The sequence below is a fragment of the Vreelandella sp. DA03-1M genome (genome assembly GCF_055725665.1).
Window position 1 is genome coordinate 4,635,110 of the sequence record NZ_CM146798.1, and the last position, 17,379, is coordinate 4,652,488.

General features: G+C 51.1%; 14 protein-coding genes and 1 pseudogene. 5 read left to right on the plus strand and 10 right to left on the minus strand.

Annotation, left to right across the window (positions count from 1 at the left end; all coding sequences use genetic code 11):
* Window positions 1-6: 6 nt before the first annotated feature.
* The 10 genes and pseudogenes from oadA to ACXUPB_RS21680 all read right to left on the minus strand — a co-directional run bounded on the left by oadA (window position 7) and on the right by ACXUPB_RS21680 (window position 11,295).
* Complete coding sequence (oadA, locus tag ACXUPB_RS21635; RefSeq protein ID WP_472954682.1) at window positions 7-1,848, minus strand: sodium-extruding oxaloacetate decarboxylase subunit alpha; 1,842 nt, start codon at window positions 1,846-1,848, stop codon at window positions 7-9.
* Between the two features lie 78 nt (window positions 1,849-1,926).
* Entirely contained in the window at window positions 1,927-2,163 is a 237-nt protein-coding gene (locus ACXUPB_RS21640; protein WP_472954684.1) for an OadG family protein, read from the minus strand.
* A gap of 16 nt (window positions 2,164-2,179) precedes the next feature.
* The gene (pyk, locus tag ACXUPB_RS21645; RefSeq protein ID WP_472956775.1) at window positions 2,180-3,646 is read right to left on the minus strand and encodes a pyruvate kinase; all 1,467 of its coding nucleotides are present in this window, start codon (window positions 3,644-3,646) and stop codon (window positions 2,180-2,182) included.
* Window positions 3,647-4,124: 478 nt separating this feature from the next.
* Window positions 4,125-4,824 (minus strand): annotated as a pseudogene (locus ACXUPB_RS21650) (electron transfer flavoprotein-ubiquinone oxidoreductase); the annotation flags it as partial.
* A gap of 386 nt (window positions 4,825-5,210) precedes the next feature.
* Window positions 5,211-6,149, minus strand: coding sequence for an electron transfer flavoprotein subunit alpha/FixB family protein (locus tag ACXUPB_RS21655; protein ID WP_472954685.1), 939 nt, complete (start codon window positions 6,147-6,149; stop codon window positions 5,211-5,213).
* Between the two features lie 14 nt (window positions 6,150-6,163).
* Window positions 6,164-6,913 (minus strand): electron transfer flavoprotein subunit beta/FixA family protein, encoded by a 750-nt coding sequence (locus ACXUPB_RS21660; protein ID WP_472954686.1) that lies wholly within the window; start codon window positions 6,911-6,913, stop codon window positions 6,164-6,166.
* A gap of 100 nt (window positions 6,914-7,013) precedes the next feature.
* Window positions 7,014-7,814 (minus strand): HpcH/HpaI aldolase family protein, encoded by an 801-nt coding sequence (locus tag ACXUPB_RS21665; RefSeq protein ID WP_472954687.1) that lies wholly within the window; start codon window positions 7,812-7,814, stop codon window positions 7,014-7,016.
* A 327-nt stretch (window positions 7,815-8,141) separates the two neighbouring features.
* On the minus strand, window positions 8,142-9,530 hold the full coding sequence (locus tag ACXUPB_RS21670) for a TRAP transporter large permease (RefSeq protein ID WP_472954688.1): 1,389 nt from the start codon (window positions 9,528-9,530) through the stop codon (window positions 8,142-8,144).
* A 36-nt stretch (window positions 9,531-9,566) separates the two neighbouring features.
* Complete coding sequence (locus ACXUPB_RS21675; protein WP_472954690.1) at window positions 9,567-10,103, minus strand: TRAP transporter small permease; 537 nt, start codon at window positions 10,101-10,103, stop codon at window positions 9,567-9,569.
* Between the two features lie 85 nt (window positions 10,104-10,188).
* Window positions 10,189-11,295 (minus strand): sialic acid TRAP transporter substrate-binding protein SiaP, encoded by a 1,107-nt coding sequence (locus ACXUPB_RS21680; protein WP_472954691.1) that lies wholly within the window; start codon window positions 11,293-11,295, stop codon window positions 10,189-10,191.
* A gap of 84 nt (window positions 11,296-11,379) precedes the next feature.
* Between ACXUPB_RS21680 and ACXUPB_RS21685 the strand changes: the two genes are divergently transcribed.
* The 5 genes from ACXUPB_RS21685 to ACXUPB_RS21705 all read left to right on the plus strand — a co-directional run bounded on the left by ACXUPB_RS21685 (window position 11,380) and on the right by ACXUPB_RS21705 (window position 17,367).
* A complete protein-coding gene (locus ACXUPB_RS21685) occupies window positions 11,380-12,816 on the plus strand; it encodes an NAD-dependent succinate-semialdehyde dehydrogenase (RefSeq protein ID WP_472954692.1) in 1,437 nt (478 codons plus the stop codon).
* 27 nt (window positions 12,817-12,843) lie between these two features.
* Complete coding sequence (locus tag ACXUPB_RS21690; protein ID WP_472954695.1) at window positions 12,844-13,521, plus strand: GntR family transcriptional regulator; 678 nt, start codon at window positions 12,844-12,846, stop codon at window positions 13,519-13,521.
* Between the two features lie 26 nt (window positions 13,522-13,547).
* Window positions 13,548-14,360, plus strand: coding sequence for an enoyl-CoA hydratase/isomerase family protein (locus ACXUPB_RS21695; protein ID WP_472954696.1), 813 nt, complete (start codon window positions 13,548-13,550; stop codon window positions 14,358-14,360).
* A 33-nt stretch (window positions 14,361-14,393) separates the two neighbouring features.
* A complete protein-coding gene (locus ACXUPB_RS21700) occupies window positions 14,394-15,575 on the plus strand; it encodes an acyl-CoA dehydrogenase family protein (RefSeq protein WP_472954698.1) in 1,182 nt (393 codons plus the stop codon).
* A 67-nt stretch (window positions 15,576-15,642) separates the two neighbouring features.
* Window positions 15,643-17,367 carry an FAD-binding protein gene (locus ACXUPB_RS21705; protein WP_472954699.1) on the plus strand — a complete coding sequence of 575 codons (1,725 nt, stop codon included), beginning with the start codon at window positions 15,643-15,645 and terminating at the stop codon, window positions 17,365-17,367.
* The last annotated feature ends 12 nt before the right edge of the window (window positions 17,368-17,379 follow it).

Consider the following 17,379-nt stretch of genomic DNA (forward strand, 5'->3'; position numbering starts at 1 on the left):
ACGCTCCTAGAGTACGACCAGCGGGTCACCGACGGCGACGCTGTCGCCTTCGGTGACCTGGATGGCAGAGACGGTGCCGGCACTCGACGCCCTGACCTCGGTTTCCATCTTCATGGCCTCGAGGATGATCACCACATCGCCCTCCTCAACGCTGTCGCCGGGCTTGACGTTGATCTTGAAGATATTGCCCGCCAAGGGCGCGGTGATGGTCTCGCCCGATGACTCGCCCTGCGCCGGGGTCGTGGGAGCCTCTCCGCCCTGCTCGGCGACGGCACCGATCTCGCCGCCTTCGGCGACCTCGACCACGTACTGCTTGCCGTTGACGGTCACGGTGTAGGTCTCGGGACTGTCCGGGGCCGCGCCCTGGGCCGCCGGGGCCCCGGCCTCGCCCTGCGAGCCGGCGCTGGGGCCGGGGGTCTCTTTCCCAGGGGTTTGGTTCCCAGGAGCTTGGGGCGCCGGCTCGAAGGCCTCGGGGTTATCACGGTACTTGAGGAACTTCAGGCCGATCTGCGGGAAGAGCGCGTAGGTCAGCACATCATCGATCTCACGCTCGCCGTCGGCCAGGCGGATGTCTTCGGCCTTGGCCTTTTCCTTGAGCTCGGTGGCGAGCTTCTCCATCTCGGGGCTAAGGTTGTCCGCCGGGCGGCAGGTGATCGGCTCGCCGCCTTCCAGCACGCGAGCCTGCAAGTCTTCGTTGAACGCGGCGGGTGCGGCGCCGTATTCGCCCTTGAGCAGCGCCTGGACTTCCTTGGAGATCGACTGGTAGCGCTCGCCTATCATCACGTTCATCACCGCTTGGGTACCGACGATCTGTGAGGTCGGGGTGACCAGCGGAATGAAACCCAGATCTTCGCGTACCTTGGGAATTTCCTGGAGGACGTCGTCGAGCTTGTCACCGGCGCCCTGCTCCTTGAGCTGGCCTTCCATGTTGGTGAGCATGCCACCCGGCACCTGGGCGATCAGAATCCGTGAGTCGATGCCCCTTAGCGAGCCTTCGAAGGCGGCGTATTTCTTACGCACTTCACGGAAGTAGGTGGCGATCTCCTCGAGCAGCTCGAGGTCCAGCCCGGTGTCGCGTTCGGTGCCCGCGAGAATGGCGACCACCGACTCGGTAGGGCTATGGCCATAGGTCATCGACATCGACGAGATGGCGGTGTCGACGTTGTCGATGCCCGCCTCGGCGGCCTTGAGCGCGGTGGCGGTTGACAGGCCGGTGGTGGCATGGCAATGCAAGTGCACCGGAATGTCCACGGCGGCCTTGAGTTTGGTGACCAGCTCATAGGCGTCGTAGGGCTTGAGCAGGCCGGCCATGTCCTTGATTGCCAGCGAGTCGGCGCCCATCGCGGCGATGGTCTTGCCGAGCGCCACCCAGCCATCCAGGGTATGCACCGGGCTCACCGTATAGGAGAGCGTGCCTTGGGCATGCCCTTCGACATTTCTGACCGCCTGAATGGCCCGTTCGAGGGTGCGCGGGTCGTTCATGGCATCGAAGACGCGGAAGACATCTACGCCGTTGGTCTTTGCGCGCTCGACGAAGCGGTCCACCACGTCGTCGGCATAGTGACGGTAGCCGAGCAGGTTTTGTCCGCGCAGTAACATCTGCTGGGGTGTATTGGGCATGGCCGCCTTCAGGGCACGAAGGCGATCCCATGGGTCCTCGCCTAGATAGCGGATGCAGGCATCGAAGGTCGCCCCACCCCAGGATTCGATCGACCAGAACCCGACCTTGTCGAGAGTCTCGGCAATCGGCAACATGTCGTCCAACCGCAAGCGGGTGGCAAATAGTGACTGGTGGGCATCACGCAGCACCACGTCGGTAATGCCCAAGGGGCGCGTCGAGTCAGTCATAAGCGTTGACCTTGTCGTTATGGATGAGCCATCACACGGTGAGGCAGGTAATGAAACGTCATGTGAGAGGTGAGACCCTCAGCGATGATGCCGACGGCGATATCGATGCACTGCGACGGCAATGACCGCCATGAGCGCCTCGTCGTGGTGCGAGGCCGGATCGCGCGGGCCGCTGACCGGCACGGGAAAAAAGCGGCCGATTGCCTTGGACATCAGCGTCGTGATGGCCACTAGCAACGTAAGAAAAACAAAAACAAAGCCCATGCCTAAGGCCATGAGTGCCAAGCCATCATTTATCAAAATATTAGCGTTCATCTGTTTCCTCAGCAGTTCATATGGAAGTCGGCACAACTAAAACTTTCAGAGTGTTTGTGCCGCCATGGGCGTTCATGTGGTCGCCCCGGGTAAGGATCACGTGGTCGCCGGGCTTAGCGATGCCCTGCCTGACCAGCAGTGCCAGGGTCCGGTCGTTGAGCTCCTCGACCTTCATCTCGCTGGTGTCGAAGGGCAGCGAGACCACGCCGCGATAGAGCGCCATGCGCCGCTGGGCCACCGGGTTGTGGGCCAAGCCGACGATGGGCAGCCCTGAGCTGATCCTTGATGCGATCAGCGGCGTATAGCCAGAGGCGGTCATGCAGGCGATGGCGGCCACCCCGGCGAGATGGTTGGCAGCGTACATGGCGGAGAGGGCGATGGTCTCGTCGATCTGCGAGAAGCCCTCGTGGATGCGGTGGCCGGATTCCTGGATGCGCCGCTCGCGCTCGGCGCCCAGGCAGACCCGGTCCATGGCCTCGACGGTCTCCACCGGGAAGTCACCGGCGGCGGTCTCGGCGGAGAGCATCACCGCATCGGTGCCATCGAGCACCGCGTTGGCCACGTCGAACACCTCGGCGCGGGTGGGCAGCGGGGATTCGATCATCGACTCCATCATCTGAGTGGCGGTGATCACCGCGCGGTTCAGCGTGCGGGCCTGCTTGATGATGCGCTTCTGGGTGCCGATCAGTTGGGCGTCACCGATCTCCACGCCCAGATCGCCGCGGGCCACCATCACCGCCTCGCTGGCCTGGATGATGGCGTCCAGCGTTTCGTCGTCGGCCACGGCTTCTGCGCGCTCGAGCTTGGCCACCAGACCGATCTCGCGGCCGGTCTCGCCGAGCCGTTCGCGGGCCTCACGCATGTCGTCGGCGCTGCGCGGGAAGGAAATCGCCAGGAAGTCGACGCCGATCGCCACGGCGGTCTCGAGGTCGGCCTTGTCCTTGTCGGTGAGCGCCGGGGCCGAGAGGCCGCCGCCCTGCTTGTTGATACCCTTATTGTTGGAAAGCGTGCCGCCCACCACCACGCTGGTATGGATCAGGGGGTCGGCGACCCGGTTGACGTCGAGCACCAGGCGGCCATCATCGATAAGCAGTCGGTCGCCGGGAGCGACGTCGTTGGCTAGGGACTTGTAGTCGCAACCGACGCGACTGGCGTCGCCCTGGTCGCTGGCCAGGCCCATGTCGAGGATGAAAGTCTGACCCTCCTCAAGCTCCACCGCGCTCTCCTTGAAGCGGGCGATGCGGATCTTGGGGCCCTGGAGGTCACCGAGGGCGGCGACGCTACGGCCCAGTCGGCCGGCGATCTCCCGGACCCGCTTGAGGCGGCGGCGGTGATCATCGGGGCTGCCGTGGGAGAAATTGAGGCGCACCACGTCGACGCCGGCGGCGAGCATCGCCTCCAGGACTCCCTCCCGGTCGCTGGACGGGCCCAGGGTGACGACGATCTTGGTGCGGCGCAGCGGTAAGCAACCAGTTGTATTCATAAACATTAGGATCCCACGAGGCCAAAGTCAGCATCGTGGCCTGGCCTCCTCCTGAAAGTGTCAATAGGGAAGTTTTCAAAGTTCGAAGCGGAAACCACAAGCGAAGCTAGCTCAGGATATTTCTAGATAAGTCAGACATCCCAAGCCGGTTCGATCTCAGGGACAACTTGCCTTTCAACGCGCTCCAAGTCGGCTATCTCAAACTTCTCCGAACCTGATAGTCGAATCTCAACAGCAACAAGGTTGGCGGCGAAATTCACAAGTTTGATCGACGAGGGACAAGGCACTATGCCCCTAGCCATTAAACTGGCCAGATTGATCTGAGCCGGCGTTACACCATGTGACGCACGGGGGCTAGTCTCTACCAACACCTCTTCTTGGAAGGAGAAGGTTCTTAGGCCTGGGGTGAGTAGTACCGATGATGCCGTCATATAGCTCCCTTGGATGAGTGGAAACGGTTGTTGCCTGGCAATATTCGTCACATATTTGGGTAGTTGGGTTCCCCGCCGCCTTCCGGGGCTGCCCAGGTGATGTTCTGAGACGGGTCCTAGATGTCGCATGTATTGCAGTGCTCGCAATTCTGGAAGTTGATCAGGAATCTGGGGGTTCCGGCATCATCCTCGACGATTTCATAGACGCCCGTCGGGCACTAGCGCTGCGGGGACTCATCGTACAGCGACAGGTTCTCGCGGATCAGCGAGCCTGAGTTGGCACGGCTGATCCTCATCATGGTTGGTTTTGGACAGGAAGACCGAGGAGGGCTTGTCGAAGGAGAGCTTGCCGTCCGGTCTGGGGTACTCGATCTTGTTGCACTCGCTGGCCGGCTTGAGCGTGGCATGATCCGGTGTAGTGTCATGAACATCGGGCAGCTTGCCGCCGAGCAGCTGGTCGAGAAGATTGTAGGCGCCACCACCCAGGGAGCCGTACTTGTGGATCATCGGGCCGAAGCTGGCAGTTTCCTTGAGCTCGGCATGGGCCCAACTCGCCTCCCAAGTGAAGGTGAAGGCGGTCAATTCCCGGCCACCTTCGTCGCCGTCTGCGATGGCCCCAAAAACTGTCTCGGCTGCTACCAGGCCCGACTTCATAGCAGTACGCAGGCCCTTGATCTTGGCAAAATTGAGCGTGCCGACGTCACAGCCGATCAGCAGTCCGCCGGGGAAAGTCATCTTCGGCAGGGCCTTCTCGGCATCTTTGAGCAGGTAAAGCTCGTCGCGGATAGCCGGTGCAGTGAGCGGCGCGCCACGGTCGGCCCAGTCGGGAAACAATTCCTGCAATGCGGGGGGCACGAAGACCGCGCCGGGTAGGATATGCACGTCGACTTCTGAGACTTTTTCCAATACGCATACCGTCAGTTCCTGCCCAGCACCATTTGCTTGTTGCATCAACCGACACGCCGCCGAGGGTCCGGAGGGTCCGGCACCCACGATCATCACATCGAAATCCATGGACTCGCGTTCGGTTTTTGCAGTCATTATCAAGCTCCAGAGAAATAAAAAGTAGACGGGACAAAATCTATCGTGGCCCGTCGACAAAAGGCAGGAATGACCGTAACGCCAGAGAAGAATTAGAACTTTTTTTCAAGCTCCGGCAAGACCTCGAACAGATCGCCCACCAGACCGTAATCGGCTACTTGAAAGATCGGCGCCTCCTCGTCCTTGTTGATGGCGACGATCACCTTGGAGTCCTTCATGCCCGCCAAGTGCTGGATGGCCCCGCTGATGCCCACGGCGATGTAGAGCTCCGGGGCGACGATCTTGCCGGTCTGACCGACCTGCATGTCGTTGGGCACGAAGCCGGCATCGACCGCGGCCCGCGAGGCGCCGATGGCCGCACCGAGCTTGTCGGCGATGCCCTCGAGCAGCTTGAAGTTCTCGCCGTTGCCCATGCCACGCCCGCCGGAGATCACCACCTTGGCGCCACCCAGCTCGGGGCGGTCGGACTGGGCCAGTTCCTCGTTGACAAAGATGGACTGGCTGTTGTTGACAACGATATCAACGCTTTCGATCGCGGCGCTGCTGCTTTCACCTACCGCGTCGAAGCCGGTGCTGCGCACGGTGACCACCTTGAAGGCATCGGCGCTCTGCACGGTGGCGATGGCGTTGCCGGCGTAGATCGGGCGCTTGAAGGTATCGGCCGTGTCGACCGCGAGGATTTCGGAGAGCTGCGAGACGCCCTTGAGCGCGGCGACGCGCGGCATGACGTTCTTGCCGGTGGTGGAGGCGCTGGCCAGCAGGTGGCTATAGTCGCCGGCTAGCTCAACCAACAGCGCGCCCAGCGGCTCGGCGAGCTGGTAAGCGTAGACGGCGTGGTCGGCGACGCGCACACGGCTGACGCCGTCGAGCCTGGCGGCGGCCTCGGTGACGGCGACGACGTCATTGCCTGCGACTAGCAGATCGATATCGCCGCCGCTGTGCTGCTGGATCTGCTGGGCGGCGGCGACCACATGGGCGGTGGTGCCGGACAGGTGGCCGTCGTGATGGTCGGCCAGGACGAGAATGCTCATGAGATCCGCTCCTTTCAAAGCACTTTGGTTTCATTCTTGAGTTTTTCGATGAGCTCATCCACCGAGCCGACCTTGATGCCGCCCTGGCGCTCGGCGGGGGGCTCGACCTTGAGGACTTTGACCTGGGAGGTCACCGCGACGCCGAGCTCGGCCGGGGTGGTGACGGCCATCGGCTTCTTCTTTGCCTTCATGATGTCGGGCAGCTTGGCGTAGCGCGGCTCGTTGAGGCGCAGGTCGGTAGTGACGATGGCGGGCAGCGTGAGTTCGACGGTCTGCAGGCCGCCGTCGATCTCGCGGGTGACCTGCAGCTTGTCGTTATCGGCCTTGAGCTCGGAGGCAAAGGTGCCCTGAGGCAGGCCGACGAGCGCGGCGAGCATCTGACCGGTCTGGTTGTTGTCGGTGTCGATGGCTTGCTTCCCGAGGATCACCAGCCCGGGCTGCTCCTGCTCGACCACCTTGGCCAGCAGCTTGGCGACGGCCAACGACTCGACTTTTTCGTCAGTCTCGACATGAATCGCCAGATCAGCGCCCAATGCCAGGGCGGTGCGCAGCTGCTCCTGGGCGGCCTTGGGGCCGATGGTCACGGCGACGACCTCGGTCGCCACGCCCTTCTCCTTCAACCGCACCGCTTCTTCCACGGCAATCTCGCAGAAGGGGTTCATGGCCATCTTGACGTTGGTGAGGTCGACGTCGGTGTGGTCGGGCTTGACCCGGATCTTGACGTTGTAGTCGATGACGCGTTTGACCGCGACGAGCACTTTCATATACATACCTATAGTTTATTAATTAGAAATATGGCAAAACACAAAAAATGGAGATTAACGAATAAATCCACGCTGTTATAAAAAATCTCAAAAATATTATTTACGTGAGGCCATCTAAGAAGTTTTTACGATCACGTCCCGCAGAAATGATAAAAGAAAGATCTGACCCACCTAACAAGAAACGCGCGCCTTGCGTGACATACTTTTCCATGAGTTGATTTTCATAAATACCTCCCATGCCCGGATGCTTATTGTATTTATGACAAGCTGAAATGACAGTTAGATAGGCAGCTTCAATCTTCGTATGATTAAAATCACCAGGAATACCCATGGATGCCGCCAGGTCACTACTACCAATAAGGAGTACGTCCACGCCCTCGACTGCAGCAATTGCATCAGCATTATTTATAGCTTGCTCAGTTTCTAGCATCACTACGACTAATAAATTTTCATTACAGAGATCACAGCTTTCTGCTTGAGACAATGATGCAAAACCAAGTTGTGGCAGGCCTCCTGGTATGGAACGATTACCTATCGGAGGAAAGCGACAGTTGAGTACAGCCTCACGAGCCTGTTCCGGAGTATCGACATGAGGGAAAATAACTCCCATTGCCCCACCATCTAACAAACGAGTCGCGTGGAAGTGATGATGGCTAGGCACGCGAACAATGGGAGTAACACCCGTATCAAGTGCTGAAACGCACATTTGTACTGCGTTATCGATGTCCATAGAGTTATGCTCCATATCAATGAACAACCAATCAAAACCACAAGCCTTGGCAACTCTGGCTGTATCAGCTGTACGACCTTGTCTAACTCCCATGCCAACAGCCAATTTTCCGTTATCCAAAAGTTGCTTAACAGTATTAGTCACGACGAAGCTAGAATCAGAATTTATCATATCAAAAACACCTATCTAAGAAATTTATAAACCAATCTTGCGGCCAACATAACAAGTTATCTTTATCCAAAGCGTGAAGAATATGGAATACCATCACAGCCTGTAAGATTTTGGGAGCTCATCAATAGAGATGCGAAATGAGATAGACTCATCCTAGAGTGAGTCCGGGAGGTGGTCCGCAAAAGTGCGGCCAACAAACTATTATTAGCATTACCACATAGTTGAAAATAATACGGCTTGGCCAGTAGCTGCCGACGCACAAGCGTAGTAAAAAACTGTAACTTAGTGACATAACTAAATCCTAGTCTGATTAAATTACTAAGGAACTTAGCGATACAAAACTGTCGGGAGCCACATAGAGAGAGCGGGGACAAAAGTAACCAACAGTAAAGATATTACCAAAGGGATTAAGAAAGGAGCTGTACCCTTAACACACTTTTCGAATGACACGTTGGAAACTTGCGAAAGGACATACAAAACCATGCCAACGGGAGGGGTTAATAAACCGATCATTAGGTTTAGCACCATAATAATGCCAAAGTGAATCGGGTCAACACCAAAACTTACAGCTACAGGTAATAGGATAGGCACTAGTATAGTAATAGCCGCAATAGTTTCCATGAAAAACCCGACGAAAAATAGAATTAGTGTGATAATCAAAAGTGTTACCCATTTGCTATCAGTAAAATCGGATAAAACATCAATAAATAACAAACTAATTTGACTGCTGGTTAGAATCCACGCAAAAATAGTTGCACTGGCTACGATTAGCAAGATAACTGAAGTGGTCTCGATCGTGTCCATGCTGACTCGAAGAAAACGGTGCCAGCTTAAAGTACGGTAAACCACACTACCTAAGATTACGGAATAAACCACAGCTGCAATAGCCGCCTCGGTGGGAGTAAACATTCCCGTTGATATTCCTCCAATTATTATCACAGGAGTCAGCAGTGATAAAAACGCTCTTCTGAAGGTATACCAGAGAACAAATATAGAAAAATTACAATCTCTTGGATAACTCTTACGCTTTGCCGTCCAGGCAATCATAATCATAAGAGAGGCAGCCATTAAAAAACCCGGAATCAAGCCGGCAACAAATAGCTGACCAACAGAGGCCGAAGCCATGACACCATAAATAACTAATGGCAAACTAGGTGGGATAATTGGTCCAATTGTAGATGAGGCAGCCGTCACACCTACTGCAAAAGAAGGATCATAACCAGCATCTTTCATAGCGCGAATTTCAATCGCTCCAAGACCTCCAGCATCTGCGACCGCCGCACCCGACATGCCAGAGAAAACTACACTGGCGCATACATTAACATGTCCCAACCCTCCTCGCGTCCAACCCATAGCTGCTTTTGCAAAGTCAAAAATCCGACTAGTAATCCCCGCACTGTTCATCAAGTTTCCAGCAAAAATAAAAAAAGGTATCGCCAGTAGTGGAAAACTGTCAATCCCGTCAAGCATTCGTTGGGCTACAACGATACTGGGCACCTGACCCGAGAATAGGATGTATAGCAATGAAGAACCAGCCAAACATATAGCAACTGGAAAACCTAAAATCAAAAATGTAGCCAAAGATGCAAACAAGAAAAAAAGATAGTGTTCTGTAATCAGCAGTGAAATGCTAATCACAATAGGAAGTATGGGAGCGATTGTAGAAACCGCGCTCAATAAATAGTTTGATTTATTGTTTAATAGCTTATATCGCATGTGAGGACTCCACCTGGATCATTATTGTAAATTAAGCTAGTGAGGTCGGACTGGGTTACTAGCCCACCGGGAACAAACAATCTGCAAGGAACGCAATGTCGTAAACAATAAGCCAGCAAAGACAACATAATAAATTATACTTTTCGGATAGTCCAAAGAAGCCATCATCGACTGAGTAAGCGTAGCCATTTGAAAGACTGAGTAGGTTAATACTCCAAAGAATAAGCAACGTCCTACATCAATAAGATCACGAATAATTTTTTGAGATGAAATGGAAAAAAATTGAAAGAAATATTCTACGTAAATATGCGTGTGTCGCCGTACTGCCATGGCTGAACCGAAGAATGTTAACGCAATCAGCAAATAGCGAGCCAATTCTTCAGTCCAGCCCAGTGAGCCGCCCATAACATAACGGCTAAAAAACTGAATAAAAACATCCGCGCACAGCGCCCAAAAAAACAGCAACGCAAGATAATCTTCTAAGGCATACTGTCGATAGCAAAAAGAAACCTCATCTCCTTGACATGCGAAAGAGTCAGTATCGGTGTTTATATTAGTAGTTACACGATGCATAAATAACACCACTTAATAAGGGAGAGGCGGCAGGAAAGTAAAAAAAATATAATATCTTGCCTGCGACCTCTGAATAAAAAAATAGTTAGAGTGCGTTAAAGCGCTGGAAACTTTCCTCAGTCCAATCGTTTTCATCCTTTAGTGAGGGAAGTACTACATCACGGAAAGGAACTCTGTCTACCTCAATCACTTCTACACCTTGCTCAGCAAACCATGCAATAAGCTGTTGTTCTTTTTCAACAACATCGCGGGTAGAACGATCTGCCGCTTGAAGCAGTACATCGTTGAGGATCTCTTGATCACCTTCAGACATGCCATCCCAAGTCGAACCACTAACGATAGTTAACAGAGAGTCAGTTATGTGGCCAGTCAAACTAATATAATCTTGAACTTCGTAAATTCGTTTTGAACGAATAATGTGCAAAGGATTTTCCTGAGCATCCACCACACCTTGCTGCAAAGCAAGGTATAATTCAGAAAAAGCAATTGGTGTAACATTGGCACCTACTGAACGTGGAAACATCATATAAAGTGGAGCATTTGGAGTTCTGATTTTAAGATCACGCATGTCAGCTGGTGAATAGATTGGCTTATTGGCGGTAACATGGCGATTGCCATAGTAGTTCATTGCTAGGGGGATATTTCCAGTCTTACGCTGATAACCTTCGCGAAGCTCAGCAAAAAGATCACTTTGGCGATAGGCTTCCCAGTGGTCATGGTCGCGAAATATATAGGGTGCTCCGCCTATACCAATCGGTCCATATTGCCGACCAGCGAATTGGGTTCCAGTATAAACAATATCAATGGTACCGAATGTTAGTCCCTCATCAATTTGCGATTGAGTTCCTAGAGAAGATGCCGGGTAAACTTCAATATCATATCGACCATCGGTTCTTTTACTAAATTCATCAGCAGCCCATACGGCCCATTCGTGCATAGGGGTGTCCGTTTCGTAGAGATGGGCCCACTTTAGGCTTTCAGCCGCTACCGCCTGACCAAATGAGGCCAAGGAAGAGGCAGCGCATAGCGCAGCCCCAATAAGGGTGAGTTTCATGGATTTTTGATTAGACTTCATGAGGCTACCTCTAAATGTTAATAATTCTTGTGTGTTAAACGCTTTTGCCACATTGGCTTCATTGTCGATAAACCCTTTATCGTCATCAAAACTAGCACTAGTGTCAGCATATCGCAAGCAATTGTCGGCAATTCTATATTGACAGTCGACATTGCAGCAGCTAGATTATAGTCATCTGCCAAAATAAAGGGGTGAGGAAGAATGACTAAGCACAAGATGCTAATTGATGGAAAGCTAGTGGAGTCGTCTTCTGGGAAGGTCTATAACGTCATCAATCCAGCTACTGAAGAAGTGATCGGGTCTGCTCCCCAAGCAACAACTGCAGACGGCCAAGCTGCAATCAATGCGGCTTTCGTAGCCTTCAATGAATGGAAAAATGTAGATCCTTGGGAGCGATCAAGGCTATTGCGGAAGGTCTCACTCCTCATTGCTGAACGAGCGGACGAAATAGCAAAGTATATCACCGAAGAAATCGGCAAGCCTTTCGCCGAGTCTAAAGGCGAAGTAAACGCCACCTCAGAAGTGTTTGACTGGTATGCCGACGAAGCGCGTAGAATCTATGGGACAATTATTCCTGGCCGCACCGAAAACTCACGGCACCAAGTGACCTTTGAGCCCGTGGGCGTGGTTGCCGCCTTCACCGCATGGAACTTTCCCGTTTTGCTAATGGCACGTAAGATCGCGCCAGCTGTCGCAGCAGGTTGCACCATCGTATGCCGACCTTCGGAAGAGTCGCCTGGGGCGACTTTAGCGATTGCCCAATGTTGTATGGAAGCCGGGCTTCCCGCTGGAGTAGTCAATGTGGTAACAGGAATGCCACAGTTGATAACCGACTGCGTAATGGCCGATGAGCGTGTGCGGAAAATCAGCTTCACCGGATCTATTCCAGTAGGCAAACATTTGCTTAGACAATCGGCCGAAACAGTTAAACGAATTACCATGGAACTGGGTGGCCATGCGCCGGTGATAGTACATGCAGATGCAGATGTACAAATGGCTGCCCAATCCTGTATGCAAGCAAAGTTTCGTAACGCGGGCCAGGTTTGCGCTTCTCCCACACGTTTTTATGTTCATAAGTCTATTTTAGATGAATTTTTACAAACAGCTCGTGATACCGTGAACAGCATGCTTTTGGGCAATGGGTTAGACCCGAAAGTAGAAATGGGCCCTTTAATCAACCCTAGACGGCTTAAAGCAGTAAGCGACTTGGTGGATAAATCAGTTGAAGAAGGTGCAGAACTAATTTGTGGTGGCAAACGACCGGAAGCTATAGAGGTCGGATATTTTTACGAGCCGACTATTATTGCACATGCCAAGGATGACGCAAGCCTAATGCTCGAAGAGCCATTTGGCCCCGTCGCGGTAGTTACTGCTTTCAGTGATTTTGATGAAGTGATTGAACGTGCTAATGCACTTGAATTTGGTCTTTGTGCTTATACTTTCACTCAATCGCTTGAGTTGGCTAATAAAACTTCAAGTGCCCTTGAGGCTGGAGTCATTGGTGTTAATACGATGATTGCATCCAGTGCAGAAACACCTTTCGGTGGTACCAAGCAAAGTGGATGGGGGCGAGAGGGTGGGTTTTTAGGAATTAAGGAGTATTTAAACGCAAAGTATGTTCATCTTTCGCTAGTATGAAGATACAAAAAGGAGGGGTAAATAAAGATGAGTTTGAATCAAACTCTGAATACTAAAAATGTTGGTGCTCCAGTATCTTTAGTAACAAAGCTGGCTCAACGTGTTGAAACAATGATTATTGAAGCTGTATTACCCGCAGGAGAGCGTATTAATGAAAATGAGCTAGCTCAGAAATTTGGAGTGGGCCGAAGTACATTGCGAGAAGCGGTGAGACAACTCGAAAACAACGGGTTGGTCACATTGGTACCCAATCGTGGTGTATTTGTACGCAAAGTCAGCCTAAAAGAGGCATTAGACCTATTCGATTGCCGTGCTGGTCTAGCACGAGTGTGTGGACGCTTGGTTGCAGCGCGAGCCACGCCCGAACAAGTTAAACATTTAGAGACACTTCATGAAAACATGATCAAATCATGCAATTCTGGTGACCTGGACCTGTATTACTCTTTGAATGAAGAATTTCACAAGTCTCTAATGAATTATGCCGGAAATACGCGGCTGGCCGCTCTCGACGAAGTGATGTCAAATGAACTTCAACTTTTTAGAAGAAAAAATCTAGGGAATGTCGCTCAGCTGGAAATTTCTATTCATGAGCATGACAGGATTATCGAAGGAGTGCTCTCGCATAGTCAAAACAAATGTGCAACAGCTTTCGAACAACACATTATAGCAGCCAAACAAAGGATGCTAGAAACCTTGCCAACGTAAGAAGAGAACAAAAAGCGGAGTAAAAAATGGGAAACTCAAAAAATAATAGAAAAAACTACGTAAGAGCAGAATCCATGCTTTTGTTAGAGGTTTCCCCACCTGTGGCAGTAATGAAATTAAACAACGGTCGTTACAATGTACTGACGCAAGAGCTACGTCAAGATATAAGGAAGTGCTTGGCAAGACTTGAGAGTGAAACCGAAATAAGAGCTGTAATAGTCACCGGCTCTTATAATTTTTGCTCAGGAGCAGATATAAATGATTTCAAAAATAGACGCGATCCTGATGTGGCAAAGGAGCACTGCCGGAATGGTCATGCCATGACTATCGCGCTTTTGTCCTCACGCTTTCCAATCATTGCTGCTATTGAAGGCCATTGTCTAGGAGGAGGGCTGGAACTAGCTCTGGCGTGCGATTTCAGAGTTATTGCAGACAACGCCAGAGTCGGATTTCCTGAAATTCAAAGAGGCGTATTCCCCGGAACAGGGGGTTTGGCTTTGGTAAGTCGAATATTAGGCTCGACACAGGCTCATAAGATGGCGCTATTCGGTGCTATTTATCCTGCAAATGACGTAAGTATATCAGGACTAATTGACTACCGCGCATCGCCTGGCTGTTCCTTGGAGGTAGCTTTAAAAATAGCCCGGGAAATCGTCAGCCAGCCCGCTGGGTCAATAGAAAGGATAAAACGACTGATTAATCACAAATTAAACTGGGAATTTAAAGAATATCTTGCTCAAGAAGAGAGTGAATATATAAGTTGCTTTCAGCTTAACGACGCTCAAGTAGGTTATCAGTCATTCTTAAATAAAGAAACTCCCGAGTGGACACATCGTTAAAGACATAATCACAGCTTTTTCAGGAGATATCTTATGTTAACCAGCCACACTCATGTAAACAATCGTGACCTTATTCCGTATTTGAACGACACCCAGTTCGAGTTTCGAGATAGCGTGAACCGGTTTTTAGAGAAACACGCTTCTGCGGATTATATTCGTGAATGTGACGAAAATAAAAAATTTCCAAAAGAGCTGATTGAGGCAGTGTCTAAGCAAGGTTGGTTTGCCGTATCACTTCCGGAAGAATATGGTGGTATCGGAAGCCATATGGATATGATGGCTATGCTTGAAATTCTTGGATATCACAGCGTGGCTCTGTCTCGTTACTGGAATATGAATGTTAATATGATAGGCGGTGCCATCGCGCGCTTCGCTAGTGAAAATATTAAACAAATGACGTTACCAGGTCTAGCCGAAGGAAAAACATTTTTTGCCTTTGCTTTAAGCGAAAATGGCTCGGGTTCGGATGCGGCTAGTCTTAAAACGAAGGGACTCATTGAAGGCGAAGAGCTGGTAATTAATGGTACCAAGAACTGGATTACAGGAGCCCTTCAAGCCGACTATATTTTGACTGCATGTCGTACTCAGGATACTAAAAATAAACATGATGGCATCAGTTTGGTTTTAATTCCCAGTAACACGCCGGGCGTCAGTATCAGCCCCATTAATATGCTTGGTGGACACTCTATTCGAACTTGCGAGGTTAACCTGGTAGATGTTCGGGTACCCAAAACCAATTTGGTAGGGGATCTTCACAAGGGATGGAAGCAGGTGATGTCGGTGTTGTCGAAAGAACGCATTGCACTGGGTGCCATGTGCGTAGGTGCTGCACAGGCGGCTTACGATTTATCGGCCAACTATGCTATGGAGCGTAAGCAGTTTGGGTGCTCAATAACAAATTTCCAAGCTGTATCTCATAAGTTGGTTGATATGAAAACAAGCATTGAAGCCAGCCGCCTGATGGTGTTTCGAGCAGCAAATTTGCTTGAAATGGGCATTTCCTGCAGTCGTGAAGCCTCTCAAGCAAAGTTTTTTGCTAGCGATACTTATATGAAAGTAGCGACTGATGGTATTCAAGTCATGGGGGCCAATGGTTATTGTACTGAGTATGCTATGGAGCGACATTTTCGAGAAGCCAAACTTTTTCAAATTTTCGGTGGAACCAACGAAATTCAACGTAACATTATAGCAGGCGATCTCTTTAGTGGAAAATAAACTATACAAATTATCAACGGTGCGGATAAGAGACCAGCACACAACCGAGTAGATTAGGAGAGATTAGATGCCGCCTTACATGAAAGTTGTAACAATTCAAACAGACGTACTCGTCGTCGGTGGCGGCGGAGCGGCCTCTCGTGCGGCACTGTCTGCGGCTGAAGCCGGCGCTAAAGTTAGAATGGCCTGCAAAGCTCCTCTCTTGCAGGGAGGTAGTACTGTCCACGGGGCTAGCGAGATCATGAGCATGGGAGCAGCCGCAGGGTTCGGAGATAAAAATGACAATCCAGAAATTCATTATCAGGATACTATGCGTGCAGCTGAAGGCTTTATTGATCCGAAGCTAGTCCGTGTTCTAGCTCATGATGCCCCCGAGCGAGTTCGTGACCTTCTAAACATGGGACTAAAGCCAGATCAAGCCATTGACGGAAATGTTAAGTTAATCCAAAGCGACTTCGGCAGTTACCCTAGATGTGTTGGAGTATCTGGTAAAACCGGAAAAGCTTTTGTGACTGCCATGACGGGAGAGCTTCAACGTATGGGAGTGATTGTAGATGCCCCCATGTCACTCGTTGATATCGTGCGTGACAACGAAGGTTCCATTGCTGGTGCGGTCTGCATTGATACCGAATGCAAACACTTGGTGTATTATCAGGCTAGCAGTGTCATCCTTGGCACCGGAGGCATGCATGGTGTCTTTTCGCAACAGGTGTCAACACCTGAAATGACCGGAGATGGCCAAGCGATATGTTATAGGCATGGAGCAGAGCTTGTGAACCTAGAGTTTCACCAGTTTGGGCCTGCGTTGGTACATCCATATATCCAGCTCTTTAGTAAGTCTTGCTTTGTATTACAACCTACGATTCGTAATTCTAATGGCGAACTATTCCTCTCAAAATATTTGCCAGACGAAGTAAGTATAGAAGAAGTAATGGATGAAAAGGTTTTTCCTTTCACTACTTCCAATGTGTCTCGTTATTTGGACATTGCTATCGCTAACGAAATCAACGAAGGGCGGGGTGGCCAGCACGGCGGTGTTTATTTTAGCTTTGAAGGAGTGCCGGAATCAAAAATTGAAGCCACTATTCCAAACACAGCTCGCTGGATGCGAAGTAAAGGAGTGAATCCATTAACTGACCGTTTTGAAGTTGGTATTGCCTTCCAATGTATGAATGGTGGAGTTCGTATGGTAAATACCAATGCGGAAAGCTCGATTACCGGCCTATATGTAATCGGTGAGGTGGCTGGTGGCGTCCGGGGCCCTGATAGGCCTGGTGGCAACTCTTTAGCAGAAGGTCAAGTTTTTGGTCACCGAGCAGGCGCAGCGGCAGCTGAACGGTCAAAAAGAGTAGATATATCTTCGTCTAGTGAAACAACTTTTAACAATACACTCAGTTTCATTAATGAGGTACTCGAGCGAGGCCATCCTAAATTTGATATAAATGAAGCCGAGTATAATCTGCGTAAAGCTATGCAAACCTATTGTCTCGTTGAAAAAGACGAAATAGGTCTGCAAAAAGCGTTGTCCATAATCGAAGAGATTTATCATCAATTTGATAGCGGCCTCGGAGCCACACCTTTAACATTAAGCCGCACACTGTCGTTGAGAAACATGGTCGATGCCAGTAGATTAGTTTTGAAAGCGTGCCTTCAAAGAAAAGAGACCCGTAGTGGTCATTATCGTAAAGATTTCACCATTACAGATAATACTCATTACCAAGGGGCTTTCATTTGGAAAAAAGAGCCAGACGGGCTCAGATCCTGGCTTCATACTTATGCCATGACTAAGTAATGTTTTAATCTA